This is a genomic window from Streptomyces sp. NPDC058052 (assembly GCF_042885515.1).
Lineage (GTDB): Bacteria > Actinomycetota > Actinomycetes > Streptomycetales > Streptomycetaceae > Streptomyces.
The window spans coordinates 155733-181845 of the sequence record NZ_JBHVRX010000001.1; the positions used below are offsets into that span (position 1 = coordinate 155733).

Here is a 26113-nt window from a genome sequence, read left to right on the forward strand (position 1 = left end):
GTGGGCCTGTCGGTGCCGGGTCAGCCCGCGGGGCCGGTCTCCTCGAACCGCACGTACTCCGGCAGACGGATCCGCGCCTCCGCGCCTCCGCCGCCCTCCGCGCCGTCCTGCCCCGCCCCGCCGAAGACCAGATCGGCGCCGATCACCTCCGCCTGCCCCACCGCGATGGTCAGGCCGAGCCCGTGCCCCTTGCCGCCGCTCTCGGTGCGGAACCGCTGCGGCCCCGAGGCGAGCAGGTACTCCGGATAGCCCGGCCCGTGGTCCCGTACCGTCACCGTCGCCCCGTCCACGGTCACCACCACCGGCGGCCGGCCGTGCCGGTGGGCGTTGGCGACCAGGTTCCCCAGCACCCGTTCGAGGCGCCGCCGGTCCGTCTCGACCGTCGCGTCCCGGACGATCCGCACCTCCGTCTCCGTGCCCGAGGCCCGCACCACCCGCTCCACCAGCGGACCGAGTTCGTGCACGGCCAGATCGACGGTCTCGTTGCGGGCGTCGAGCCGGGAGATCTCCAGCAGGTCCTCGGTCAGCCCCCGCATGGCCCTCACCCGGTCCCGCACCAGCTCCGCCGGCCGCCCCTCCGGCAGCAGCTCGGCGGCGGCCGAGAGCCCGGTCAGCGGGGTGCGCAGCTCGTGCGCCACGTCCGCCGTGAACCGCTGCTCGCTCTGGAGCTTGCGCTGGAGCGAGGAGGCCATGGTGTCCAGGGCCCCGGAGACCGCCGCCACCTCGTCCTGGGGGCGCCGCGGGTCCTTCGTCCTGGGGTCGTCCACGCGCGCGTCCAGGTCCCCCGCGGTGATCCGGCGGGCCACCTGCGCGGTGGCGTGGAGCCGCCGGGTGACCCGGGTGACGGCCACGACGCCGACGGCCAGGGTCGCCGCGATCGCGAGGATCGAGGAGCCGACGATCGACCGGTCCAGGGCCTCGATGGTCCCGGCGCCCAGACTGTGGTCGACCCGCACGGCCAGCGCGTGCCCGTCCGCCGGACCCGCTGCCCACATGGTGGGCCGGCCCTCGTGGTCGGCGACCGTCGTGCCGCGCTCGCCCCGCGCCGTCAGCTCCCGCAGCCGCACCGGCAGCCCGTCCGGGTCGAGCCCGGCGAACGGCGGCAGCGGCTCACCCGCCTCGTACAGCCGGGTCACGTCCGTGAGCCGGGACAGCGCCTTCTCCCGGGCGTCCCGCACCGTCTGCCCGGTGACCGAGACGTGCACCAGGGTGCCGAGCAGCGCGGCGAGCGCGCAGCACATCACGGCGATGAAGACCGCGGCCTTCCAGGTGAGTGTCGCGGTCCAGGCGGGCGTCCGCGGCCGCCGGGGCCGCCGGGCGCGGCGCGGGCTCACGACGCCGGCTCCGGGGGCGGAGGGGCGGACCCGGCGGCCGGCGGCGCGGTGGGCTCCGGTGTGGGCGTCGCCGTGGGCTCCGGTGTGGGCGTCGCGGTGGGCTCCGGGACCGGATCCGGAGTGGGCGTCGGGGCCGGCGAGCCGGTCGCCGGGGCGCCCGGGGGCGTCCGTACGGGCACGATCTCGTCCCGCGCCGGAAGCATGCTGTGCTGCCGCTCGTCCCACGACCACGCGGTCCGGTACTCGTACCCCGGGATCCCCGCCGAGGCCGCCCGCACGATCAGGTCCCGTCCGGCCAGCTCCACGCTGATCACCTGCTCGACGGTGGACATGACCCGGGTGAGCCCGCCCCGCTCGGCCAGGTACACCCGGACGGCGACCTGCTGCTCCGGCATCCGGATCCCGACGATCAGCTCCTCCCGGCCGTTCCCCGTGAGGTCCCGGTAGTACGGCGGGAGCACCGGGCACGCCGCGGGAGCGGTGTCGCAGGCGAGGATCGCGCGGGCGGTCTCCTCGTACAGGCCGTCGCCGCCGGTGTACGTGTCGGGGTGCGCGGCCACCTCGGCGCGGACCACCGCGACCGGGTCCACGGACCGCACGTCGGCGTTCCGCACGGTGATCCCCGGCACCCGCTCGGTGTCCGTCTCCCCGTAGTCGGCCGGTGGGTCCGAGGCGGGCGGCAGCTCCGGCCAGAGCCGCACGGGCCCCACCGCGACCGGCGTCGGCCCGGCGCTCTGGACCCCGCCACCGGTCCCGCAGCCGGCCACCGCCACGAGCGCGACGGCGACGGCGACGGGGACGGCACGGACTCTCACGGGGCTCCCAGGTCGGGCGGGCGGTCTCGGAAAGACCATATGTCCAAATAGAGAAGGACATCCCCTTCGGGAAATGCGCGCGCCACCGGGCCGGGGACCCCGCGCCCGTGGGCCGCCGTGCCAGGGGACCGTACCCGTGGGCCGCCGTGTCGTGTGGCCGGCCCCGTGGGGTCGGTCCGTGCCCGTCGGCCGTCGCCGCCGAGGGCCGGCCGCGTGTCCGTCAGGCGCCGTCCGGGAACGGAGTCGGCACCGTCCCCCGGGCCCGCAGCAGCCGCAGCGCGTCCGCGGCGGGCGGGGAGAGCGGGACGTCCGCCAGATCGGGCAGCGGCACCCAGGCCACGGCGTCCGTGGAGCCACCGGACTCCGTGACCGCAGGCCGCGCCGCCGCCAGGTCGACGGCGTAGAAGAGCGCGGTCAGGTGCCAGTCCACCCCGCCCCGCACGACCGTGTAGCCGCGCGCGTCGAGCAGTTCGGCCCCGGTCGTCTCCAGGCCCGTCTCCTCACGGATCTCCCGGACCAGCGCCTCCGCGGGCTGCTCGCCCGGATCGACGCCCCCGCCGGGCAGGTGCCACAGTCCCGGGGCGAAGACCGGTGAGGCGTCCGAGAGGCGGGTCAGCAGCATCCGGCCCTCGCGCACCGCGAGGGCGTACGCCGACACCCGCGTCCGCACCCGCCCGGTCATACGCCGCCCCCTTCCGCGCCATCGCCCAGCGCTCCGGCCGGGTCCACTGCTCCGGTCGGGTCCACCGCTCCCGCCGGGTCCACCGCTCCGGCGGGGCCCCCGGAGGCGCCCGGGCCCCCCGCCGGCGGCCCCTCCTGCCACGCCCCCGGCCGCTCCATCCGGGCCAGCGCCGCCCGGCACAGGGTCATGAGCTTCTCGTCCTGGTGGATGTCATGGCTGCCCGAGGCGCCCTCACGCGCGTTGTGCCGGCGCCGCCGGGTCAGCTCGGTGAGGATCGGCAGCTGCGCCGCGGCGGCGGCCGGACCCATCTCGGCGAGGCACGCCGCGATCTCCACGCGCGCGTGCCGGTTCTCCTCCCACGCGGCCAGCAGCACCGGAAGCGTCCGCTCCGTCTCCCCGGACACCCGCCACAGGGCCGCTGCGCACCGCACCCGCTCCCACAGGTCCCGCGAGGTCAGCCCCGGACGCAGCGCCCGCGCCGCCCCGGCCGCCGCCGGGCCGATCGCGCCCAGCGCCTGCGCCGCCGCGCACCGGTCGGCGCCCGGCGTACCGGGCCGCAGCCACCGCACCAGGACCGGCACCACCGCGTCCGCGTCGCCCTCGACCTCCCACAGGGCGCGCCCCGCCGCCGTGGCGACCGCCGCCGAGTCCGCGCCGAGCAGCTCCCGGAGCTCCGGCACGGCCTCCCGGGCCGCCGGACCGAACGCGCCGAGCGTCCGCGCCGCCGCCTCCCGCACCCGCTCGCGCCGGTGCTCCGGGGCCGCGCGCAGCACCCGCAGTACCTCGGGCAGCGCCTGGCCGCCCCGCACCGCCGCCAGCGCGTACAGCAGCGGCGCCGCACGGTCGTACAGGTCCTCGTCCGGCTCCACCGCCGCCAGCCGCCGCCGCAGCAGCGGCGCCAGCCCCGTCGCGGCCGGGCCCAGCCCGTCGACCGCGTACAGCAGCTCGCGCCGGACCTCGCCCGGCCCCTCCAGCGCCCGCGCGAGCAGCGGTACGGCACGGGCGTCGCCGCTCCGCGCCAGCGCCAGCAGCGCCCCGTCCCGCCCGGTCCTGCCGGTGAGCTCCGCCAGGCCGCCGGCCCGCGCCGACGCCCCGCCCGGCCCCTCGGCGAGGACACCGGCGAGCGCGTCGGCCGCCGGGGCGCCCAGCTCGAAGAGACGCTCCAGGAACGACGTGGCGGCCTCGCGGAGCCGGGTGTCGGGATCCGCGAGCTGCGCGCCGACGAGCCGGACGACCTCCTCGTACCGTCCCCGCCAGAGCCGTATCAGACCGCCGCACAGCCAGATCGCGTCCGACCGCTGCCCCGGGTCCGGGCTGCGCAACTGCGCCTGGATCAGCGCGATCCGGTCGTCCACCCGGTCGTCCAGCGCGCCGTGCAGGGTCCGCAGCAGCTCCTCCGTCCACGGCGTCCGCCGCCCCGCCACGTGCTCCTCCAGCAGCTCGCGCACCTGCCCCACGAGCGTCACCGGCATCCGCGCGGCGGCGGACTCGCCGCCCCCGTCGTCCGGCGCCGTCCGGATCTCCTCCAGGAGCTCGGTCACCCGCCCCACGATGTCGTCCGGGATCCGCCCCGGCGAACAGCGCGCGAGCTGCGCCAGCGCCGCCAGCCGCAGCCCCGGGTCCTGCGCCGCCCGCCCCAGCCAGGCCAGCCAGTCGACGGTCTCGGCCCGCAGCGAGGCGTGCCGCAGCGCGATCCGCCCCACCGCCTCGACCAGCGCCAGCCGCACCTCCGTGTCCGGTTCCACGGTCAGCCGCTCCCGCAGCAGGGTCAGCACGCGCGCGGGGTCCGGGTGCAGCGACGCCAGCGCCACCGGCGCGGCGAGCCGCACCTCGGGATCCGCGTCGTCGACCAGCCCCAGGAAGACGCCGGCGCCGGCGGCCACGGCGGCGGCCGCCATCGCGAAGTTCGCGGCCGGGACGAACTCGGCGTCGTCAGGGCCGGGTCCGGCCGGTCCGTCCAGGTCGTCGTCCTCGTCGTCGAGCTCGATCCCGCCGATGCTGGTGAGCAGTTCGACGATGCCGCCGCGGTCCTGCACCGCGCGGTCCGCGACGAGCTCCAGGAGGAAGGGGATGCAGGCGAGCGTGGAGTCGTACACGTCGCCCTGGTGGTGGACCGCGCCGTACATGCCGTCGAGGCCGGCCTCCCTCTCGGCGGGGTCGGGCGAGGCGAGGCCGCGGAGCAGTGCCGGAACGTCGTCCGCGGGGCCGTAGGCGTGCCCCAGCGAGGCCCAGTCGACCTCCTCGATCCCCGTCAGCATTGCCAGGCCGCCTTCCCCGTGAGCCCTCTACCAGGCAGCAAGTGTGCACCACAGGAGGGGCGTCGACGCCGGTCCGACGCCACCCGCCCCACGACCGGGGAGCGTTGCGCTCGGTTTGCGCCATGTACGGTGCGTGGACCGGTCGTCACCCACGATTCGGCCCCCGGGACGGACCCCGCGCATGCGCTGCCCCCGGCGTGGGCACCACGCGCGCGTGCTCCCGCCGGTACGCCCCCGCCCCGGGCGGGCCCCATCGGAACGCCCCCACGCGCGCGTGGGTCGCGATTTCGCCACGGGACGCCGTCCACCGCCGGCGCCTCCGCCTCTTCCCGCCCCGGTCCCACCGTCTTCCCGCCGCCGGTCACGCCACCTGTTCCCGCCGCCGGTCGCGCACGTGCTCCCACCGCAGGTCACTCACCTCCCGCCCCCCACGCGGCGCCCTCCTCACACCCCTTCGCCCCGGAACCGTACGAACGAGGGGGACCCGTGCCGCCCGGCGATCCGCCGCAGCTCGACCGCGGGCGGCCGGGCGATCCGCAGCACGGGCCCGTGCTCGGGGTCGGTCTCCGCCGTCACCCCGCCGCCCGTCTCCGCGACCCGGGCGGCGACCTGCCGGGCCTGCGCGGCGGTGAGCCGGGGCGTCGTCGTCAGGGTGCGCCCGTCGGGCAGCCGGACCAGCAGCGCCCGGGGCCGGGCGGCCGGCCCGACGAGCCCGATCAGCTCGGCGTCCACGGTCTCGGAGTGCCGGACCTTCCGCCAGGACCAGGTGGATCCGGAGCGGTACGCGGAGCCCATCGCCTTGGCCACGACCCCCTCCACGCCCGCGTCCCGCAGATCACGGAACCAGGCGCGCGCGGTCTCCTCGTCCTCCGTGGCCAGCACCCGCTGGAGCGGCGGCCCGGCCCCGCTCAGCGCCGTGCCGAGCAGCTCCCACCGGTCCCGCAGCGGCAGTGCCCGGACGTCCCGGCCGGGCACGGCGAGCAGATCGAAGGCGATGTACGAGACCGGCACCCCGGTCCGTACCCGGTCGGCGTGCGAACGCAGCAGGTCGGTGAAGCTGAGCCGCCCCTCGCGGTACGCGCACAGCTCGCCGTCCAGCACGATCCCGGGCGGCAGCCGGTCCGCGAGCGCCGCCGCGATGTCCGGGAACTCGGGGGAGAGGTCGCGCCGCGACCGCGACTGGAGCACCACCCGCCCGCCCTCCAGGACGAACGCGAGCGCCCGGAAGCCGTCCAGCTTGAGGGAGTACTGCAGCTCGCGCGGCGGCGGCGCCTGGCCGGGAATCGCCTCCGCGGCCCGCGGCCGCATGACGTCCACCGGCGGCCGGAGCACGACCCCGCCGTCCTCACCGTTCCGGCCGTTCCCCCCGCCCCGGCCGCCGCTCACGGCACCTCCCCTGCCCGCCCCGCGTCGAACAGGGGCCCCAGGAGCTCCCCGTACCGCTCCAGACGTGGCGCGATGTCGTCCATCACGAAGGCGAGGTCGGAGGGGTCGGCGCACGCACCGACCTCCTCCCAGGTGACCGGCGCGGAGACGGTGGGCCGCTCGCGGGCCCGCAGGGTGTACGGGGTGGCGGTGGTCTTGGCGGCGGCGTTCTGGCTGTGGTCGACGAAGACCTTCCCGGCGCGCAGGGCCTTCGCCATCCGGTGCGTGACCAGGCGCGGCAGCTCGGCCTCCGCCTCGACGGCGAGCCGCTTCGCGTAGGCCGAGACCCGCTCGGACGGTGTCGGCACCACGGGCACCAGCAGATGGAGCCCCTTGGCGCCGGAGGTCTTGGCGAAGGCGTCCAGGCCGTCCCGCGCGAGCCGTTCGCGCAGGTGGAGGGCGATCCGGCAGCAGTCGACGACCGTCGCGGGCGGCCCCGGGTCGAGGTCGAGGACGAGCCGGTCGGCGACGGCGGGGGAGGCGGCGGTCCACTGCGGGGTGTGGAACTCCACGACCAGGTTGGACGCCCACACCAGCGACGGCAGGTCCTGCACCATCACCTGCCGGGCGCGGGGGTCCTCGGTGCGCGGCACCGGCGTCGTCGCCACCCAGGCGGGCGTACCTGGCGGGGGATTCTTGGTGAAGAAGAGCTGCCCGCCGGGCCCGTCCGGATAGCGCAGGAAGGAGACCGGCCGGTCGCGCAGATGCGGCAGGATCGCGGCCTCGACGGTGGCGTAGTAGTGGAGCAGCTCGCCCTTGGTGGTGCCCGTGGCGGGGTGGATGACCTTGCCGAGGTTGCGGAGCGTGATGAGCCGCCCCGCCACCTCCGTGAGGGGCGTCATACGATGAGATTCCCACGTTTCCCGCCATACCGGTACGAAGGGAATGAAGCGTGCGATCTATCTGGAACGGCGCCATATCCTTCGGCCTGGTCAGCATCCCGATCAAGCTGGTGAACGCCACCGAGAGCCGGTCCGTCTCCTTCCGCCAGGTCCACGTCGAGGACGGCGGCCGGATCCGCTACCGCAAGGTCTGCGAGCTGGACGGCGAGGAGGTCGCGCCGGCCGAGATCGGGAAGGCGTACGAGGACGCCGACGGGACCATGATCCCGATCACCGACGAGGACCTGGCCGCGCTGCCGCTGCCCACGGCCAAGACGATCGAGATCGTCGCCTTCGTCCCGGCGGGCGACATCGACCCGCTCCAGATGGACGCCGCGTACTACCTCTCGGCGAACGGGGTGCCGGCCGCCAAGCCGTACACCCTCCTGCGCGAGGCCCTGAAGCGCAGCGAGAAGGTGGCCGTCGCCAAGTTCGCCCTGCGCGGCCGTGAACGGCTGGGCATGCTCCGGGTCGTGGACGACGTGATCGCCATGCACGGACTGCTCTGGCCTGACGAGATCCGCGCTCCGGAGGGCGTGGCCCCGGAGACCCCGGTGACGGTCCGCGACGCCGAACTCGACCTGGCCGACGCCCTGATGGCCACCCTCGGCGAGGTGGACCTCGGCACCCTCCACGACGACTACCGCGAGGCGGTCGAGGAGATGATCGCGGCGAAGGCGGCGGGCGGCGAGGGCGTGGCGCCACCGGAGCCCGGCGAGGAGGGCGGCGGCGGTCAGGTGATCGACCTGATGGCGGCGCTGGAGAAGAGCGTCCGCGAGGCCAAGGAGGCCCGGGGCGAGCCGGCGGAGGTCACGGACATCAAGAGCCGCCCGGCGAAGAGGGCGGCGTCGAAGTCGTCCGCGAAGAAGACCGCGGCGAAGAAGACGACGGCGAAGAGGACCGCGGCGAAGAAGGCGGCGGAGACGTCCCCGGCGGAGAAGGGGGCGACGGAGAAGGGGACGACGGAGAAGGGGACGACGGAGAAGGGGACGACGGGCAAGGGGAGGGCGGAGAAGGGGACGACGAGTCGGTCGGCGGCCGGGAAGGAGCCCGCGAAGAAGCGGACGGCGGCCGCCCGGAAGAGCACCCCCCGCAAGCGCCCCGCCTGACCCCGCTGTTCCCCACCCGCACCCCTCACCCGCCGCGGAAACGTTTCATGTACTACGGTGTAGAAGCGGGAAATACCCCTTTTCAGGTGACTTGCCCACCTTGAGGTCGCGAGCGATGTCCCACAAGCACCACTCGGGCAACGGTGACGAGCTGCTCGCCCGCCTGGGCTCGCTGACCGCCCAGGCGCGCAGGCACGCGGAACTGCAGCGTTCCCAGGTCGAGCTGGCGCTCGCCCTCCAGCGCGACATGCTGCCCTCGGAACTGCCCGAGGTGCCCGGATTCCGGCTCGCCGTCGCGTACGCCCCTGCCTGCACCGGCCTCAACGTCGGCGGCGACTGGTACGACGCCTTCGTCCTGCCCGACGGCCGCCTCGGGCTCTCCATCGGCGACGTCCAGGGCCACAACATCGAGGCCGCGGCGCTCATGGGCCAGGTGCGGGTCGTCCTGCGCGCGCTCGCGTCGGTCGGCGGCGAACCGGGCGAACTGCTCGCCCGCACCAACGACCTCCTCCTCTCCCTCGGCGGCACCCTCTTCGCCACCTGCACGTTCATGCGCCTCGACCCCGACAGCGGCCTCCTGGAGAGCGCGCGGGCCGGCCACCTCCCCTTCGTCTGGGCGACGGCCGACGGCAGATCCGGGACGTCGCAGGACGCCGGCGGGCCCCCGCTCGGCATCCTGCCGGGCGCCGAGTACCCGGTCACCCGCTACCGCCTCACCCAGGGCGGGATTTTCGTCCTGCTCACGGACGGCGTCGTGGAGGGCCCCTCGCTCCCCGTCGACGAGGGCCTCGACCAGGCCGTCCGGCTCGCCGGCATCGCCGCCGTCGCGGGTCTGCCGCCGGACTCCGTCGCCGCCGCCGTGATCAGGGGTGCCGAACGCGTGGGCCAGGAGGACGACGCGGCGGTCCTGGTCGTGGGCCACGACGAACGCGGCGAACCCCCCGCGTACGCGTGGTCGTAGCGCCTGCCGCGACCGCCCTCGCCGACGGGTTTTCACCCGGGCAGGGGGACGGAAGGGCTTCTCCCCTCGCCGCCGGGCCCGGGCCGTTGTCTGATGGCTGATGTGCCGATTGCCAAGGAGCTCGATCCGCGTCGCCGGGCGGCGCTGGTGGCCGTCCAGACCCTCGCGGTCGCCGCGGTCTACTTCGCCGCCGGCCGGCTGGGGCTCACCCGGCAGCTCGTCGTCGAAGGCGCCATCTACACCCCGATCTGGCCGCCCACGGGTGTCGCGCTCGCGGCCTTCCTGATCCTCGGCCTCCGGGTCTGGGGCGGCGTGGCCCTGGGCGCCCTCCTCGTGATCGCGTCGATCGCCACGCTCCGCCCCGTGGCCCTGGTCAACGTCCTCGGCAACACCGCCGCCCCGGTGTGCGCCTGCCTCATGCTGCGCGGGGTCGGCTTCAGCACCCGCCTGGAACGGCTCCGCGACGGCCTGGCCCTGGTCTTCCTCGGCGCGTTCGCGGCGATGACGATCAGCGCGACCGCCGGCGTCGGCGTCCAGGTCCTCACCGACCGCCTCCCGGCCGACGACTTCTGGGCCGTCTGGCTCGCCTGGTGGGTGGGCGACGCCATGGGCGTCCTGATCGTCACCCCGGTCCTGCTCCTCCTGAAGGACGTCAGGCCCCCCTTCCGCGTCGGGCGCTGGAAGGAGGCCGTGGGTCTCGCGGCCGTCACCCTCGTGGGCGTCTGGATCGCCACCCACGGGCGCATGAGCCTCCTCTACCTCGTCTACCCCCTCCTCATCTGGGCCGCCCTCAGCTTCCAGCTCGTCGGCAGCACACTGTGCGCCCTGTACGCCTCCGTCATGGCCACCGTCGCCGCGACGGACCGGACCGGTCCCTTCACGGGCCTGACCCAGGTCGAAGTCATGATCAAACTCCAGACCTTCAACGGCACCACGGCCCTCACGGCCCTCCTGCTCTCCGCCGTGATCACCGAGCAGCTCACCATGCGCCGCTCGGTGGAACGGGCCTGCGAGGAACTCCTCGAAGTCCTGGAGCACCTCACCGCGGGATCGTCCCGCCCCCCACCCCCCTGACCGCCCCCGCACCTGCGGAGGCTCCCCGAGGTGGACCCGCGGGTCGCAGCCAATCCCGAGCAGGCCCGGTCGTTCCTCCACGCCGTCTCCGCCTAGAACGGGGCAGTCCACCCGGCCGGCCAGTTCGTCGCGTATCGGGGATGGGGGTACATGTCCGAGCCCTCGTGCACGTACCACTGACGGCCCAGCCACTCGCACTCGGGAATGGATCCCTCCCAGTCGTCGGTGCAGCGGTCCGCCCACTCGCGGCCCACGAGAACGGGCCGGGTCAGGATCCCGTCCTCGGTGTCCTGGACGCGCAGGACCATGCCGACGTCGTTGATCCCCGGGTTGCCTCGCGGACCGTACGACACGTGGTGAGTGCCCGAGGAATGAAGGTCCAGGACGGTCTCCTGGAGTACGGCAGGCACGCGTCCGGTCAGCTCCAGCCCGTCCAGAGTCACGCGCGGTCCATGGGCGGCGTCGGCAGCCACGCAGAAGAGGCGGCCGGTGCCCTCGAAGTACGCGTAGACAGCCGGCACCGCTGGATGGAAGCCGAGCTGGAGGCCGTAGATCTCCGGGTGGAAGGGCTCGGCGGAGAAACGGCTCAACTCGACGGCTTCCGGAAGAGCGCCCCGGACCTCGTCGGCGGACATGCCGAAGCGCAGCGGACCGACGCTCTCCAGCGGGGTCAGCACCCACACCGGTCGAACCGGCTCCGTCGTTCTCTCCCCGGCTCCCGAACCCATCCGCTGCTTCCCCTCGTTCGTCGGCCCGACCCCCGGCCCTGACCTGCGCCGACACCCCACGGCCCAGGCCGCGAATAGGCCGCGACCCCTGCCATACGGCCGCCCACCCCGGCACACGCCCGCACATACAACAAGACCCCGTGCTCAGCGTTTCCGCTGATCACGGGGTCTGTGTGGCACTTCCTGCGAAGTGCCCCCGGCAGGATTCGAACCTGCGCACACGGCTCCGGAGGCCGTTGCTCTATCCCCTGAGCTACGGGGGCTTCGCCGTTGATCGGCGGCGACGGGTGAAACCTTACCAGCTCTCTCGGGGTGCCTGTGAACAGGTATTTCCGGGGCGTCACCAGGGGGGTGTTCGCTCGCACGGGTCGGAAGTGGGCAAAACCCGGACGCAGCCTCTCGGGGCGGCCTACTCTCGTTCACGTGTCAGGAGTGTCCGGGCGGGTGCTCGTTGTCGACGACAACAAGGTCATCCGGCAGTTGATCAGGGTCAATCTCGAACTCGAGGGGTTCGAGGTCGTGACCGCGGCCGATGGTGCCGAGTGTCTGGACGTCGTGCATCAGGTGCGGCCCGACGTCGTGACGCTCGACGTCGTCATGCCGCGGCTCGACGGCATCAAGACCGCCCAGCGGCTGCGGGAGGATCCGCGGACCCGGCATCTGCCCGTGGCGATCATCAGTGCCTGCGGGGAGGGCGAGGCCGCTCCGGCGGCGGACGCGTTCCTCGCCAAGCCGTTCGAGCCGGCGGAGCTCGTCCGGGTCGTCCGGCAGTTGCTGCACCGGGAGCCCCGGCAGCGGCGCCAGGCCGGTGGGCCCGACGCGGGAGAGGAGCCGTCCGCAGGGGACGGGACCTCAGGAAGACCGGCCGCCGGGAGCATGCGCCCCGGGTGGTGAGGGAGGGCCCGCGCCCGGTGCGGCGGCGTTTCGCCGGGCCCATCTGACCTGGGGGTTCTCCCAGGGCGTCGGCGCGGGTGCCCGGATGGCGAAACCGGTTCGCGTTCCGACCCCCCTCCTCCCCTAGGCTGGGACCGTGACCCCCGCGGACCTCTCCCTCACCGTGCAGCACGCCGTGCGCCGTGCGGTCGACGACGGTGCGCTGCGGGTCGACGTCCCTCCGCGCGTCAAGGTCGAGAGGGCCAGGCCCGGAGGGGTGGGGGAGTACGCCAGCAGCGTCGCCCTCTCCCTCGCCCGGCCCGCCGGACGGCCCGCGCTCGACGTCGCCTCCGTGCTGAAGGCGCGTCTCGAGGGCGCCGCCGGGATCCTCGCCGTGGACATCACCGGACCCGGCTTCCTGAACTTCACCCTGCGGCCGGAGAGCGGCGCCGGACTCGTCCGGGCCGTCCGCGCCGCCGGGCTCGCGTACGGACGCGGCGACGCCCTCGCCGGACAGACCGTGCGGTTCGACCCCCCGTCCGAGGCCCGCGCCTCCGTCGTCGTCGACTGCCTGACCGGGCTGCTGCGCGGACAGGGCGCCGACGCCGGCGTCGAGGCCGGCGGCGAGCGGCCGTACGTCCACCCCGGCGCCGACGAGACCGCGCTGCTCGGGACCGACGCCGCCCGGTGGCGGCTGCTGCGGGCCGCCCCCCACGACCGGCCCCTCGACGGACCCCCGCTCCTCGTACGGCACGAACGCAATCCGCTCTTCCGCGTCCAGTACGCCCACTCCCGCGCCCGGCGCCTCCTCGTCAACGGAGCGCAGCTCGGCGTCCTCCCCGCGTACGGGACCGGCGCCGGCGCCGCGCACGGCACCGACGCCGAGGACCCGCTCTCCGCGCTGCTCCGCGACCACCCCGACGTCCTTCTCGCCGCCGCCCGCCACCGCGCCCCCGACCGGGTCGCGCGGCACCTCGAAGCCGTCGCCGACGCGCTGCTCGGCTTCCAGCACACCGTTCTGCCGCTCGGCGACGAGAAACCCTCGGCCGCCCACCGCTCCCGGCTCGCGCTCGCCGAAGCCGCCGGGACGGTGCTCGCCGGCGGCCTCTCCGTGCTCGGCATCAGCGCACCCGACCGGATCTGAAAGAGCTGACCAGACATGAGCCGTTCCGCCCACCCCGCCGGCCCCCGCCACGCCGACGTCCTCCCCGAGGGGCACTACACCGCGCCGCCCGCCGACCTGAACACGCTCGACCCCAAGGTGTGGGCGCGGACCGTCGACCGGGACGAGCAGGGGATCGCGACCGTCGGCGGACTCCGCGTCACCGACCTCGCCGAGGAGTTCGGGACCCCCGCCTACTTCCTGGACGAGACCGACTTCCGGGCCCGCTGCCGCGCCTGGGCCGAGGCGTTCGGCCCGGACGCCGACGTCTTCTACGCCGGCAAGGCGTTCCTCTCCCGCGCCATCGTCCGCTGGCTCCACGAGGAGGGGCTCAACCTCGACGTCTGCTCCGGCGGCGAGCTCGCCACCGCCCTCTCCGCCGGGATGCCCGCCGAGCGGATCGCCTTCCACGGCAACAACAAGAGCGAGGGCGAGATCCGGCGGGCCGTCGAGGCCGGCGTCGGGCGGATCGTCCTCGACTCCTTCCAGGAGATCGTCCGGGTCGCCCACATCGCCCACTCGCTCGGCAAGCGGCAGCGCGTCCAGATCCGCGTGACCGTCGGCGTCGAGGCGCACACCCACGAGTTCATCGCCACCGCCCACGAGGACCAGAAGTTCGGCATCGCGCTCGCCGGCGGGCAGGCCGCGGAGGCCGTGCGCCGGGCGCTGAAGCTCGACGGCCTGGAGCTCATCGGCATCCACTCGCACATCGGCTCCCAGATCTTCGACATGGCGGGCTTCGAGGTCTCGGCCCGCCGCGTCGTCCAGCTCCTCGCCGAGGTGCGCGACGAGCACGGCGTGGAGCTGCCCGAGATCGACCTCGGCGGCGGCCTCGGCATCGCGTACACCTCCGAGGACGACCCGCGCGAGCCGCACGAGATCGCCAAGGCGCTCAGCGAGATCGTCACGCGCGAGTGCGAGTCCGCCGGGCTGCGCACCCCCCGGATCTCGGTCGAGCCGGGCCGCGCCATCGTCGGACCGACCGCGTTCACGCTGTACCGGGTCGGCACGATCAAGCCCCTGGACGGGCTGCGCACGTACGTGAGCGTGGACGGCGGCATGTCGGACAACATCCGCACCGCCCTGTACGACGCCGAGTACAGCGTCAGCCTGGTCTCCCGCGTCAGCGACGCCGAGCCGATGCTCTCCCGGGTCGTCGGCAAGCACTGCGAGAGCGGCGACATCGTCGTGCGCGACGCCTTCCTCCCCGCCGACCTGGCGCCCGGCGACCTGATCGCCGTGCCCGCCACCGGCGCCTACTGCCGCTCCATGGCGAGCAACTACAACCACGCCCTCCGGCCGCCCGTCGTGGCGATCCGGGACGGCGAAGCAAGGGTCATCGTCCGGCGCGAGACGGAGGAAGATCTCCTGCGTCTCGACGTCGGCTGATGAAATAGTCGGGTGGTGGAATCAATGTCTCAGGATCCGGACAGAGGGCTGCATACTCCGTCCGGTGAGTGAGACTTGTTCCACCCCCGTCAGAACCGTAGAGATACGAATCAGAAGTACGAGAAACGAGGTCGGATGATGCGTACGCGTCCGCTGAAGGTGGCGCTGCTGGGCTGTGGAGTTGTCGGCTCCGAGGTGGCGCGCATCATGACGACGCACGCCGACGACCTCGCCGCGCGCATCGGCGCGCCGATCGAGCTCGCCGGCGTCGCCGTCCGCCGGCCCGACAAGGTCCGCGGCGGCATCCCCGCCGAGCTGATCACCACCGACGCCACCGCCCTGGTCAAACGCGGGGACATCGACGTCGTCGTCGAGGTCATCGGCGGGATCGAGCCGGCCCGCACCCTCATCACCACGGCCTTCGAGCACGGCGCCTCGGTGGTCTCCGCCAACAAGGCGCTGCTCGCCCAGGACGGCGCGACCCTCTACGCCGCCGCCGAGCAGCACGGCCGGGACCTCTACTACGAGGCCGCCGTCGCCGGCGCCATCCCGCTGATCCGCCCGCTCCGCGAGTCCCTCGCCGGCGACAAGATCAACCGCGTGATGGGCATCGTCAACGGCACCACGAACTTCATCCTCGACAAGATGGACTCGACCGGCGCCGGCTACCAGGAGGCCCTGGACGAGGCCACCGCGCTCGGTTACGCCGAGGCCGACCCGACCGCCGACGTCGAGGGCTTCGACGCCGCCGCCAAGGCCGCCATCCTCGCCGGGATCGCCTTCCACACGCGCGTGCGCCTCGACGACGTCTACCGCGAGGGCATGACCGAGGTCACCGCCGCCGACTTCGCCTCCGCCAGGCAGATGGGCTGCACCATCAAGCTGCTCGCCATCTGCGAGCGGGCCGCCGACGGCGAGTCCGTCACCGCGCGCGTGCACCCGGCGATGATCCCGCTGAGCCACCCGCTGGCCTCCGTCCGCGAGGCGTACAACGCGGTCTTCGTCGAGGCGGAGGCCGCGGGCCGGCTCATGTTCTACGGCCCCGGCGCCGGCGGCTCGCCGACCGCCTCGGCCGTTCTCGGCGACGTCGTCGCCGTCTGCCGCAACCGTCTCAACGAGGCGACGGGCCCCGGCGAGTCCGCGTACACCCAGCTGCCCGTGAGCCCCATGGGCGACGTGGTGACGCGGTACCACATCAGTCTCGACGTGGCCGACAAGCCGGGCGTCCTCGCCCAGGTCGCGACGGTCTTCGCTGAGCACGGTGTATCCATCGACACCGTGCGCCAGCACGGTCGACAGGACGGAGACGGCGAGGCCAGCCTCGTCGTCGTCACCCACCGCGCGCCCGACGCCGCCCTCTCCGGGACGGTCGAGGCGCTGCGCAAGCTCGACACCGTGCGCGGTGTCGCCAGCATCATGCGTGTTGAAGGGGAGTAAGGACCCATGACCAACAAGGGCACCCACCAGTGGCGCGGCATCATCGAGGAGTACCGGGACCGTCTTCCGGTCACGGACACGACGCCGGTCGTCACGCTCCGTGAGGGCGGTACGCCGCTCGTCCCCGCTCAGGTCCTCTCCGAGCGCACGGGCTGCGAGGTGCACCTCAAGGTCGAGGGCGCCAACCCCACCGGCTCCTTCAAGGACCGGGGCATGACCATGGCCATCACCCGGGCCAAGGAGGAGGGCGCCAAGGCGGTCATCTGCGCCTCCACCGGCAACACCTCCGCCTCCGCCGCCGCGTACGCGGTGCGGGCCGGGATGGTCTCCGCGGTCCTGGTGCCCCAGGGCAAGATCGCGCTCGGCAAGATGGGCCAGGCCCTCGTGCACGGCGCGAAGATCCTCCAGGTCGACGGCAACTTCGACGACTGCCTGACGCTGGCCCGGTCGCTCTCCGAGAACTACCCGGTGGCGCTGGTCAATTCGGTCAACCCGGTCCGCATCGAGGGCCAGAAGACCGCCGCGTTCGAGATCGTGGACATGCTCGGGGACGCCCCCGACATCCACGTGCTGCCCGTCGGCAACGCCGGCAACATCACGGCCTACTGGAAGGGCTACACCGAGTACGCCGCCGACGGTCTGGCGACCCGCCGGCCGCGCATGTGGGGCTTCCAGGCGTCCGGTTCGGCCCCGCTGGTGCGCGGCGAGGTCGTCAAGGACCCGTCGACCATCGCCACCGCGATCCGCATCGGCAACCCGGCCTCCTGGCAGTACGCGATCGCCGCGCGGGACGAGTCGGGCGGCTTCATCGACGAGGTGACGGACCGTGAGATCCTGCGCGCCTACCGCCTGTTGGCCGCGCAGGAGGGCGTCTTCGTGGAGCCCGCCTCGGCCGCCTCGGTCGCCGGTCTGCTGAAGGCCGCCGAGCAGGGCAAGGTCGACCCGGGCCAGCGGATCGTCTGCACCGTCACCGGCAACGGCCTGAAGGACCCCGACTGGGCCGTCGCCGGCGCCCCGCAGCCGGTCACCGTCCCGGTGGACGCCGCGGCCGCCGCGGAGCGGCTCGGACTGGCCTGATCCCGATGCCCCGGACGGGGGAGCGGATGCTCGGGAACGAGCGGAAACTCCCCCGACGGGGTGAGGCTCCTGGTCGAAACCCGATCAGGAACGTACATAGGCGCACAGGTTGGCGCGCGACACGCATCGTGCGCCTCCCGTGCGCCCTATGTCGCCACAGAACCTTCCTTCGATAGGCTGTACCGAACCCGCCCCGGCGCATATGCGCGGTGTCGTTGCCGTTGTCGCCTCCTCGCGACCGAACGGCCGAAACGGTCCCCCGGGTTCTCCAGCACTTCTCTTGAACACCCCGTTGCCGCAGTCAAGGAGAGTCATCGAGCGATGGCCGGTCCCGCGTTCCGCGCCGCCGCCGTACGGGTGCGCGTCCCCGCCACCAGCGCCAACCTCGGCCCGGGCTTCGACGCCTTCGGCCTGTCGCTGGGCCTCTACGACGACATCGTCGTCCGGGTCGCCGACTCCGGGCTGCACGTCGACATCGCCGGAGAGGGCGCCGAGACGCTCCCGCGCGACGAGAGCCACCTGCTCGTACGCTCGCTGCGTACGGCCTTCGACCTGCTCGGCGGGCAGCCGCGCGGCCTGGAGGTCGTGTGTGCCAACCGCATCCCGCACGGCCGCGGACTCGGCTCCTCCTCCGCCGCCATCTGCGCCGGCATCGTCGCCGCCCGCGCCGTGACCATAGGCGGGGACGCCAAGCTCGACGAGGCCGCCCTGCTGGAGCTGGCCACCGAGATCGAGGGCCACCCCGACAACGTCGCCGCCTGTCTGCTCGGCGGCTTCACCCTCGCGTGGACCGAGGCCGGCGCCGCCAGGGCGATCAGGATGGAGCCCTCGGATTCCATCGTTCCGGTGGTTTTCGTCCCCGGGAAGCCGGTGCTGACGGAGACCGCCCGGGGCCTGCTGCCGCGCACCGTCCCGCACGTGGACGCCGCCGCCAACGCCGGTCGCGCCGCCCTCCTCGTCGAGGCCCTGACCCGCCGCCCCGAGCTGCTGCTCGCGGCCACCGAGGACCGGCTGCACCAGGAGTACCGGGCCCCCGCGATGCCGGAGAGCATCGCCCTCGTGAACCGGCTGCGGGCGGACGGAGTGCCCGCGGTCATCTCCGGCGCGGGCCCCACGGTCCTCGCGCTGGCCGACAACGGGACGGCCGACAAGGTCGCCCTGCTCGCGGGCGAGGGCTGGGCCGCCAACCGGCTCGACCTCGACGAGTCCGGAGCGAGCGTGCTGCCGCTGGCGCCCTGACGGCGCGGCGGCGGACGCCGTACGGGACGCCGGGCAGCGTCCTGAACACGCGATTGCCGGTGAGTGAGAGGGGGAATGTTTGTTGGAGCCGGTAGTGTTAACCTCAAGTCTGCACCCGACCTCTTTGTGGAGCGGTGCGGAGTGTCCCCTCAGGGACCACCCATTCTTCCGGGAGCCTCCCCAACTGCCTGAGCAGCCTGCCTGAGCAGTTTCGAGCACGCTCCGGAACCGGCACGACACCCCTCGCTCATTCCATGCGAGGGCCGAGCAGGGGGCGCTCGGGCCGGACCCACAGCACGTTTCACTCCTCTCGCCGCATCCCGGCGGGACCACCGCCCCGGACACGGTCCGCCAACCAGGACCGCTGCCGGACAGCACAACCGGTCGCCGAGCCACAGGGCCGACGTCCGCTCCAGGGAAGGACCCTTCGTGAGCGACACCACCGATCTGATGGGCGTGACTGCCGACGACACCGTCGACGCCACCGCGCCCGCCGCAGGTGCTGCCAGTGGCGGCACCGCACGGCGCCGCCGCTCCGGCACCGGCCTCGAGGGCATGGTCCTGGCCGAGCTGCAGCAGGTCGCGTCCGGCCTCGGCATCAGGGGCACCGCGCGGATGCGCAAGAGCCAGCTGATCGAGGTCATCAAGGAGGCGCAGGCCGGCGGCGGTGCCGCGGCCCCCGCCAAGACCGAGGCCGCCGCCGAGACCAAGCCGAAGCGCCGCGCCACCTCCAAGGCCCGCACGGGCGAGACCGCCGAGGCCGCTGAGCCCAAGGCGGAGAAGACCGAGCAGGCCCCGGCCCAGCAGCAGATCGACATCCCGGGCCAGCCGTCGAAGTCGCCCGCCGCCGAGCAGGCCGACGAGCAGCCGGCCGGCGAGCGCCGCCGCCGCCGTGCCACCGCCCCCGCCGGTTCGCCGGAGGGTGCCGAGGGCGCCGCGCAGGCCGTGAAGACCGAGCCGCGCACCGAGGCCAAGGGCGAGCCGCAGGGCGACAAGGCCGAGGCCGCCGTGGACGGCGCCGAGGGCCGCAGCCGCCGGGACCGCCGGGATCGCCGTGACCGTCAGCGCGAGCGCGGCAAGGGCGACGACCAGCAGCAGGGCGGCGGCCAGCGCAAGGACCAGCAGCGCCAGGGCCAGGGTCAGGGCCAGCAGAGCCAGGGCCAGGGCCAGGGCCAGGGTCCGCAGGGCGGTCTGCAGGACGACGACGACTTCGACGGCGGTCGCCGTGGCCGTCGCGGCCGCTACCGCGACCGCCGCGGGCGCCGCGGGCGTGACGAGTTCGCCGCCGGCGAGCCGCAGGTCTCCGACGACGACGTCCTGATCCCCGTCGCGGGCATCCTCGACATCCTCGACAACTACGCGTTCATCCGGACCTCCGGCTACCTGCCCGGTCCGAACGACGTGTACGTCTCCCTCGCCCAGGTCCGCAAGAGCGGTCTGCGCAAGGGCGACCACCTCACGGGTGCGGTCCGCCAGCCGAAGGAGGGCGAGCGCCGCGAGAAGTTCAACGCGCTGGTCCGCCTCGACTCGACCAACGGCATGGCGCCGGACTCCGGCCGCGGCCGCCCCGAGTTCAACAAGCTGACCCCGCTCTACCCGCAGGACCGGCTCCGTCTGGAGTCCGACCCGGGTGTGCTGACCACGCGGATCATCGACCTCGTGTCGCCGATCGGCAAGGGCCAGCGCGGTCTGATCGTGGCCCCGCCGAAGACCGGCAAGACCATGATCATGCAGGCGATCGCCAACGCGATCACCCACAACAACCCCGAGTGCCACCTGATGGTCGTCCTGGTCGACGAGCGTCCGGAAGAGGTCACCGACATGCAGCGGTCGGTCAAGGGCGAGGTCATCTCCTCGACCTTCGACCGCCCGGCCGAGGACCACACCACCGTCGCCGAGCTGGCCATCGAGCGCGCCAAGCGTCTCGTCGAGCTGGGTCACGACGTGGTCGTCCTGCTGGACTCCATCACCCGCCTGGGCCGCGCGTACAACCTCGCGGCGCCCGCCTCCGGCCGCATCCTGTCCGGTGGTGTCGACTCGACCGCGCTCTACCCGCCGAAGCGCTTCTTCGGTGCGGCGCGCAACATCGAGGACGGCGGCTCGCTGACCATCCTGGCCACCGCGCTGGTCGACACCGGCTCGCGCATGGACGAGGTGATCTTCGAGGAGTTCAAGGGCACCGGCAACATGGAGCTCAAGCTCGACCGGAAGCTCGCCGACAAGCGGATCTTCCCGGCCGTCGACGTCGACGCCTCGGGCACCCGCAAGGAGGAGATCCTCCTCGGCAGCGACGAGCTCGCCATCACCTGGAAGCTCCGCCGCGTGCTGCACGCGCTCGACCAGCAGCAGGCGATCGAGCTGCTCCTGGACAAGCTCAAGCAGACGAAGTCGAACGCCGAGTTCCTGCTGCAGATCCAGAAGACGACGCCGGGCGGCAACAACGACTGACGTCGTCGGTGACGCGGGGAGACCCGTGTCACACCGCGGGTGACGGCCCTCGCGCCGTAATCCGTTCGTGACCTGCGCAAACACTGTGCCCACCGCTCCCCGAGCGGTGGGCACAGTGCGTTGTCGCCAGTGTGCCCACCGAAACCTCACAGGTCGCTATGCAACCCTTTCGGATGCTTCGCCGTCACAAAAGGTGAACCATAGGCCGAGGGAAGACGATGACCGAGCAGAACAGCAGCGGGCGCGCACGCGGAGGCGCCACCGGACGCCGCCGCAAACCGCCCGCCAAACGCCGCCGCCGGATCGGCATAGCCGTGTCCGGCGCCACCGCCGTGCTCGTCCTGGCCGGCGCCGGACTCGGCTACGTGTACCTCAAGCTCGACGGCAACATCCAGGGCGTCGACATCAACGCCCAGCTGGGCACCGACCGCCCCAAGAACGTCGACAACGGCTCCCTGGACATCCTCGTCCTCGGCTCCGACTCCCGCTCCGGCGACAACGGCGCCTACGGCAAGGACGAGGGCGGCGCCCGCTCCGACACCGCGATGGTCGTCCACGTCTACGAGGGCCACAAGAAGGCGAGCGTCGTCTCCATCCCGCGCGACACCCTCGTCGACCGCCCCGCCTGCGCCGGCGAACAGGGGACCGAGGCCGCCGGCGAGACCCGCGCCATGTTCAACACCGCGTACGAGGTCGGCGGCCCCGCCTGCGCCGTGAAGACCGTCGAGGCCATGTCCGGCATCCGCATGGACCACTACATCGAGGTCGACTTCACCGGCTTCAAGAAGCTCATCGACACCCTCGGCGGCGTGGAGATCACCACCACCCAGGCCATCAAGGACTCCAAGAGCCACCTCGACCTGGAGCCCGGCACCCACACCCTCGACGGCGAGCAGTCCCTCGGCCTCGTCCGCACCCGCAAGAGCGTCGGCGACGGCAGCGACCTCGGCCGCATCCAGCTCCAGCAGGCGTTCATGAAGGCGTTCATCGACCAGATCAAGGACGTCGGCGTCGGGACCAACCCCAAGAAGCTCCTCGACCTCGCCGACGCCGCCACCAAGGCCATCAGGCCCGACTCCGAGCTCGACTCCGTCCAGGAGCTGATGGGCTTCGCCCAGGGCCTCACCGGCATCTCCGCCGACGAGGTCCACATGGTGACCCTGCCCGTCCGGTACGACCCCCAGGACCCGAACCGGGTCGTCCCCGTCGAGGCGAAGGCGAAGCAGGTCTGGAAGGCCCTGGAGGGCGATCTGCCGATCCCCGCCGCGGCCACCGAGGACACCGCCACAGGCAAGGCCGAGGGCGTCGTGCGGTAGCCGCGGGACGCGGCGCGCGGGCGCCGGGGAATACCGGCGGCCCCACCCCGGTTTGGGGAGATGCGGCCGGTCCTGGCAGACTGGTACGTCGGCCCCGGTTCACGTCCGCCGCAACCCGCGGCGACGACCCGGAGCCCTCCCGGAACTAGGAGACACCTTGAAGCGCGAGATCCACCCCGAGTACGTCGAGACCCAGGTCAGCTGCACCTGTGGCGCGTCGTTCACCACCCGCAGCACCCTCACCGAGGGCACCATCCGTGCCGAGGTCTGCTCCGAGTGCCACCCGTTCTACACGGGCAAGCAGAAGATCCTCGACACGGGTGGCCGCGTCGCCCGCTTCGAGGCCCGCTTCGGCAAGGCCGCCGGCTCCGCCACGAAGTAGCGAGCCCCCGCGCCGGTCATCGGCCGCCCCCGCGCGGGGCGGCCGGGACCGGCGCTTTGGCGTCCCCGTAGCAACTGACGAAACCAGGAGCCCGAAGATGTTCGAGGCGGTCGAGGAACTGGTCGGCGAACACGCCGATCTCGAGAAGAAGCTCGCAGACCCGTCGGTCCACGCCGACCAGGCCAACGCGCGCAAGCTGAACAAGCGCTACGCCGAGCTGACCCCGATCGTCGGCACGTACCGCTCCTGGAAGCAGACCGGGGACGACATCGAGACCGCGCGCGAGTTCGCGCACGACGATCCCGACTTCGCCGCCGAGGTCAAGGAGCTGGAGAAGCAGCGCGAGGAGCTCACCGAGAAGCTCCGCCTCCTGCTGGTCCCGCGCGACCCCAGCGACGACAAGGACGTCATCCTGGAGATCAAGGCCGGCGCCGGCGGCGACGAGTCCGCCCTCTTCGCCGGGGACCTGCTCCGCATGTACCTCCGCTACGCCGAGCGCGTCGGCTGGAAGACCGAGATCATCGACGCCACCGAGTCCGAGCTCGGCGGCTACAAGGACGTCCAGGTCGCCGTGAAGACCAAGGGCGGCCAGGGCGCCACCGAGCCCGGCCAGGGCGTCTGGGCCCGCCTCAAGTACGAGGGCGGCGTCCACCGCGTGCAGCGTGTGCCCGCCACCGAGTCGGCCGGCCGCATCCACACCTCCGCCGCCGGCGTGCTCGTCACGCCCGAGGCCGAGGAGGTCGACGTCGAGATCCACGCCAACGACCTGCGCATCGACGTCTACCGCTCGTCCGGCCCCGGCGGCCAGTCGGTCAACACCACCGACTCCGCGGTCCGCATCACCCACCTGCCGACCGGCATCGTCGCCTCCTGCCAGAACGAGAAGAGCCAGCTCCAGAACAAGGAGCAGGCGATGCGCATCCTGCGCTCCCGCCTTCTCGCCGCCGCCCAGGAGAAGGCCGAGGCCGAGGCCGCCGACGCCCGCCGCAGCCAGGTCCGCACGGTCGACCGCTCCGAGAAGATCCGGACGTACAACTTCCCGGAGAACCGCCTCTCCGACCATCGCGTCGGTTTCAAGGCGTACAACCTCGACCAGGTCCTCGACGGCGAGCTCGACGCCGTCATCCAGGCGTGCGTCGACGCCGACTCGGCGGCGAAGCTCGCCGCCACCTGAGCCGTCCGCGCCGCCGGGACCCCCGACCGGGGCCCCGGCGCCCCGGCGCCCCGGCGCCCGCGTAAGGCCCCTCTCCAGCCCCACCCCGCACCACGGAGGACCAGCGTGAACCTGCTGCTTGCCGAGGTGGCCCAGGCCACCCAGCGGCTGGCCGACGCCGGCGTTCCCTCACCGCGTTTCGACGCCGAGGAGCTCGCCGCGTTCGTGCACGGCGTCAAGCGGGGGGAGCTGCACAACGTCAAGGACGCCGACTTCGACGCCCGCTACTGGGAGGCCATCGCCCGCCGCGAGGCGCGCGAACCGCTCCAGCACATCACCGGCCGGGCGTTCTTCCGCTACCTGGAGCTCCAGGTCGGCCCCGGCGTCTTCGTGCCGCGCCCGGAGACCGAGTCCGTGGTCGGCTGGGCCATAGACGCCGTGCGCGCCATGGACGTCGTCGAGCCGCTCATCGTCGACCTCTGCACCGGCTCCGGCGCCATCGCCCTCGCGATGGCCCAGGAGGTGCCGCGCTCGCGCGTCCACGCCGTCGAGCTCTCCGACGACGCGCTCGTCTGGACCCGGAAGAACGCCGAGGGCTCCCGCGTCACCGTCCACCAGGGCGACGCGCTCACCGCGCTCCCGGAGCTGAACGGCCAGGTCGACCTGGTCATCTCCAACCCGCCGTACATCCCCCTCACCGAGTGGGAGTACGTCGCCCCCGAGGCGCGCGACCACGACCCCGAGATGGCGCTCTTCTCCGGCGAGGACGGCCTCGACACCATCCGCGGCATCGAGCGCACCGCCCACCGGCTGCTCCGCCCCGGCGGCCTCGTCGTCATCGAGCACGCCGACACCCAGGGCGGCCAGGTCCCGTGGATCTTCAACGAGGAGGCCGGCTGGGCGGACGCCGCCGACCACCCCGACCTGAACAACCGGCCGCGCTTCGCGACCGCCCGCAAGGCGATGCCATGAGCCGGCACCGCACCACCACCGAGGAGGAGCGCGACTGATGGCACGCCGATACGACTGCAACGAGTCGACCGATCGCGCGACCGGCCTGCGCGAAGCCGCGTCGGCCGTCCGCCGCGGCGAGCTCGTCGTGCTCCCCACCGACACCGTGTACGGGCTCGGCGCCGACGCCTTCTCCGGCGAGGCCGTCGCCGACCTGCTCACCGCCAAGGGCCGGGGGCGCACCATGCCCACCCCCGTCCTCATCGGCTCCCCGAACACCCTGCACGGCCTCGTCACCGACTTCTCCGAGCACGCGTGGGAGCTCGTCGACGCCTTCTGGCCCGGCGCGCTCACCCTGGTCGCCCGCCACCAGCCGTCCCTCATGTGGGACCTCGGCGACACCCGCGGCACCGTCGCCATCCGCATGCCGCTGCACCCGGTCGCCATCGAGCTGCTCACCGAGGTCGGCCCCATGGCCGTCTCCTCGGCCAACCTCACCGGGCACCCCGCGCCGGAGGACTGCGACGCCGCCCAGCAGATGCTCGGCGACGCCGTCTCCGTCTACCTCGACGGCGGCCCGACGCCCGGCATCGTCCCCTCCTCCATCGTCGACGTCACGGGCAAGATCCCGGTGCTGCTGCGCGAGGGCGCGCTGTCACCGGAGGAGCTCCGCAAGGTCGTACCCGACCTCGAGGTGGCCAGTTGACCGCCCCTGAGGGGCGTGGCATAGCGGGGTACGAGCACGTCGGCACCTTCCGCATCCTCCACGTCAGCACCGGCAACGTCTGCCGCTCGCCCATCACCGAGCGGCTGACCCGCCACGCCCTGGGCGAGCGGCTCGGCGACGGGCTCGGCCGGGGCCTCATCGTGGAGAGCGCCGGCACCTGGGGGCACGAGGGCGCCCCCATGGAGACCAACGCGGAGCTGGTCCTCGCCGACTTCGGCGCCGATCACAGCGGCTTCGTCGGGCGCGAGCTCCTCGACGAGCACGTCATCCGCGCCGACCTCGTCCTCACCGCGACCCGCGACCACCGCGCGCAGGTCATCTCGATGGGCCACTCGGCCGGCCTGCGCACCTTCACCCTGAAGGAGTTCACCCGGCTGGTCCGCGCCATCGACCCCGCCACCCTCCCGGATCCGCGCGACGGCGTGGTCGAACGCGCACGCGCCCTGGTCCGGGCGGCCGCCGCTCTACGCGGGTGGCTCCTGGCCCCCTCCGCCGAAGCGGACGAGGTCAACGACCCCTACGGCGCCCCCATCACCGTCTTCCGCTCCATCGGCGACGAGATCCAGGAAGCCCTGGACCCGGTCGTCACGGCCCTGACGGGCGTCCCGACGAAGGACTGACGGGCGTCCCGGCGCGGCCGGCGGCGTCCGGGGGGCGTGCGGGGGAGGGCGCGCCTACATTGGTGCTACGTC

The 26113-nt window shown here is 73.5% G+C and carries 23 protein-coding genes and 1 tRNA gene; 16 read left to right on the forward strand and 8 right to left on the reverse strand.

All coding sequences use genetic code 11. From position 1 onward, the window contains the following. Positions 1 to 20: 20 nt before the first annotated feature. From ACFVU3_RS00885 to ligD, 6 genes are all read right to left on the reverse strand, one after another. Positions 21 to 1334, reverse strand: coding sequence for an ATP-binding protein (locus tag ACFVU3_RS00885; RefSeq protein ID WP_390062505.1), 1314 nt, complete (start codon positions 1332 to 1334; stop codon positions 21 to 23). Continuing rightward, the gene (locus ACFVU3_RS00890; RefSeq protein ID WP_390062506.1) at positions 1331 to 2149 is read right to left on the reverse strand and encodes a hypothetical protein; all 819 of its coding nucleotides are present in this window, start codon (positions 2147 to 2149) and stop codon (positions 1331 to 1333) included. Before ACFVU3_RS00890 ends, ACFVU3_RS00885 begins: the two co-directional genes overlap by 4 nt. A 220-nt stretch (positions 2150 to 2369) precedes the next feature. After that, complete coding sequence (locus tag ACFVU3_RS00895; RefSeq protein WP_390062507.1) at positions 2370 to 2831, reverse strand: NUDIX domain-containing protein; 462 nt, start codon at positions 2829 to 2831, stop codon at positions 2370 to 2372. Then, positions 2828 to 5089 (reverse strand): PBS lyase, encoded by a 2262-nt coding sequence (locus ACFVU3_RS00900; protein WP_390062508.1) that lies wholly within the window; start codon positions 5087 to 5089, stop codon positions 2828 to 2830. Before ACFVU3_RS00900 ends, ACFVU3_RS00895 begins: the two co-directional genes overlap by 4 nt. A gap of 444 nt (positions 5090 to 5533) precedes the next feature. Then, the gene (locus ACFVU3_RS00905) at positions 5534 to 6475 is read right to left on the reverse strand and encodes a DNA ligase (protein ID WP_390062510.1); all 942 of its coding nucleotides are present in this window, start codon (positions 6473 to 6475) and stop codon (positions 5534 to 5536) included. Next, the gene (ligD, locus tag ACFVU3_RS00910; protein ID WP_390062511.1) at positions 6472 to 7356 is read right to left on the reverse strand and encodes a non-homologous end-joining DNA ligase; all 885 of its coding nucleotides are present in this window, start codon (positions 7354 to 7356) and stop codon (positions 6472 to 6474) included. Before ligD ends, ACFVU3_RS00905 begins: the two co-directional genes overlap by 4 nt. Before the next feature lie 50 nt (positions 7357 to 7406). Between ligD and ACFVU3_RS00915 the strand changes: the two genes are divergently transcribed. The 3 genes from ACFVU3_RS00915 to ACFVU3_RS00925 all read left to right on the forward strand — a co-directional run bounded on the left by ACFVU3_RS00915 (position 7407) and on the right by ACFVU3_RS00925 (position 10539). Next, the gene (locus tag ACFVU3_RS00915) at positions 7407 to 8504 is read left to right on the forward strand and encodes a Ku protein (protein WP_390062512.1); all 1098 of its coding nucleotides are present in this window, start codon (positions 7407 to 7409) and stop codon (positions 8502 to 8504) included. Positions 8505 to 8619: 115 nt separating this feature from the next. Beyond that, entirely contained in the window at positions 8620 to 9465 is an 846-nt protein-coding gene (locus ACFVU3_RS00920) for a PP2C family protein-serine/threonine phosphatase (protein ID WP_390062514.1), read from the forward strand. Between the two features lie 93 nt (positions 9466 to 9558). Then, positions 9559 to 10539 (forward strand): MASE1 domain-containing protein, encoded by a 981-nt coding sequence (locus ACFVU3_RS00925; RefSeq protein WP_390062515.1) that lies wholly within the window; start codon positions 9559 to 9561, stop codon positions 10537 to 10539. Positions 10540 to 10631: 92 nt separating this feature from the next. Here ACFVU3_RS00925 and ACFVU3_RS00930 read toward each other — a convergent pair whose 3' ends face one another. Then, positions 10632 to 11222: a hypothetical protein gene (locus ACFVU3_RS00930; protein ID WP_390062517.1), complete on the reverse strand. Its 591-nt coding sequence runs from the start codon at positions 11220 to 11222 to the stop codon at positions 10632 to 10634. Between the two features lie 236 nt (positions 11223 to 11458). After that, positions 11459 to 11530: transfer RNA gene (locus ACFVU3_RS00935), tRNA-Arg, on the reverse strand. Positions 11531 to 11690: 160 nt separating this feature from the next. Between ACFVU3_RS00935 and ACFVU3_RS00940 the strand changes: the two genes are divergently transcribed. The 13 genes from ACFVU3_RS00940 (at position 11691) to ACFVU3_RS01000 (ending at position 26041) form a co-directional block, all read left to right on the forward strand. Next, entirely contained in the window at positions 11691 to 12161 is a 471-nt protein-coding gene (locus tag ACFVU3_RS00940; RefSeq protein WP_390062518.1) for a response regulator, read from the forward strand. A gap of 136 nt (positions 12162 to 12297) precedes the next feature. Continuing rightward, the gene (gene nrtL / locus ACFVU3_RS00945) at positions 12298 to 13284 is read left to right on the forward strand and encodes an ArgS-related anticodon-binding protein NrtL (RefSeq protein ID WP_390062520.1); all 987 of its coding nucleotides are present in this window, start codon (positions 12298 to 12300) and stop codon (positions 13282 to 13284) included. A 15-nt stretch (positions 13285 to 13299) separates the two neighbouring features. Further along, on the forward strand, positions 13300 to 14691 hold the full coding sequence (gene lysA, locus ACFVU3_RS00950) for a diaminopimelate decarboxylase (protein ID WP_390062521.1): 1392 nt from the start codon (positions 13300 to 13302) through the stop codon (positions 14689 to 14691). A 138-nt stretch (positions 14692 to 14829) separates the two neighbouring features. Continuing rightward, positions 14830 to 16128, forward strand: coding sequence for a homoserine dehydrogenase (locus ACFVU3_RS00955; protein WP_390062999.1), 1299 nt, complete (start codon positions 14830 to 14832; stop codon positions 16126 to 16128). A gap of 6 nt (positions 16129 to 16134) precedes the next feature. After that, positions 16135 to 17205 carry a threonine synthase gene (gene thrC, locus ACFVU3_RS00960; protein ID WP_376596040.1) on the forward strand — a complete coding sequence of 357 codons (1071 nt, stop codon included), beginning with the start codon at positions 16135 to 16137 and terminating at the stop codon, positions 17203 to 17205. Between the two features lie 321 nt (positions 17206 to 17526). After that, positions 17527 to 18444, forward strand: coding sequence for a homoserine kinase (thrB, locus tag ACFVU3_RS00965; protein ID WP_390062523.1), 918 nt, complete (start codon positions 17527 to 17529; stop codon positions 18442 to 18444). 429 nt (positions 18445 to 18873) lie between these two features. Beyond that, entirely contained in the window at positions 18874 to 20892 is a 2019-nt protein-coding gene (gene rho / locus ACFVU3_RS00970) for a transcription termination factor Rho (RefSeq protein ID WP_390062524.1), read from the forward strand. A gap of 218 nt (positions 20893 to 21110) precedes the next feature. Continuing rightward, a complete protein-coding gene (locus ACFVU3_RS00975) occupies positions 21111 to 22208 on the forward strand; it encodes an LCP family protein (protein ID WP_390062526.1) in 1098 nt (365 codons plus the stop codon). A gap of 157 nt (positions 22209 to 22365) precedes the next feature. Next, positions 22366 to 22590: a 50S ribosomal protein L31 gene (gene rpmE / locus ACFVU3_RS00980; protein ID WP_390062528.1), complete on the forward strand. Its 225-nt coding sequence runs from the start codon at positions 22366 to 22368 to the stop codon at positions 22588 to 22590. A 97-nt stretch (positions 22591 to 22687) separates the two neighbouring features. Continuing rightward, positions 22688 to 23764, forward strand: a complete 1077-nt coding sequence (gene prfA / locus ACFVU3_RS00985) for a peptide chain release factor 1 (RefSeq protein ID WP_030761594.1) — start codon at positions 22688 to 22690, stop codon at positions 23762 to 23764. A 105-nt stretch (positions 23765 to 23869) separates the two neighbouring features. Further along, complete coding sequence (prmC, locus tag ACFVU3_RS00990) at positions 23870 to 24715, forward strand: peptide chain release factor N(5)-glutamine methyltransferase (RefSeq protein ID WP_189847941.1); 846 nt, start codon at positions 23870 to 23872, stop codon at positions 24713 to 24715. 37 nt (positions 24716 to 24752) lie between these two features. Then, positions 24753 to 25400, forward strand: coding sequence for an L-threonylcarbamoyladenylate synthase (locus tag ACFVU3_RS00995; RefSeq protein ID WP_390062530.1), 648 nt, complete (start codon positions 24753 to 24755; stop codon positions 25398 to 25400). Further along, on the forward strand, positions 25397 to 26041 hold the full coding sequence (locus ACFVU3_RS01000; protein WP_390062532.1) for a protein-tyrosine-phosphatase: 645 nt from the start codon (positions 25397 to 25399) through the stop codon (positions 26039 to 26041). Before ACFVU3_RS00995 ends, ACFVU3_RS01000 begins: the two co-directional genes overlap by 4 nt. Positions 26042 to 26113: the final 72 nt, after the last annotated feature.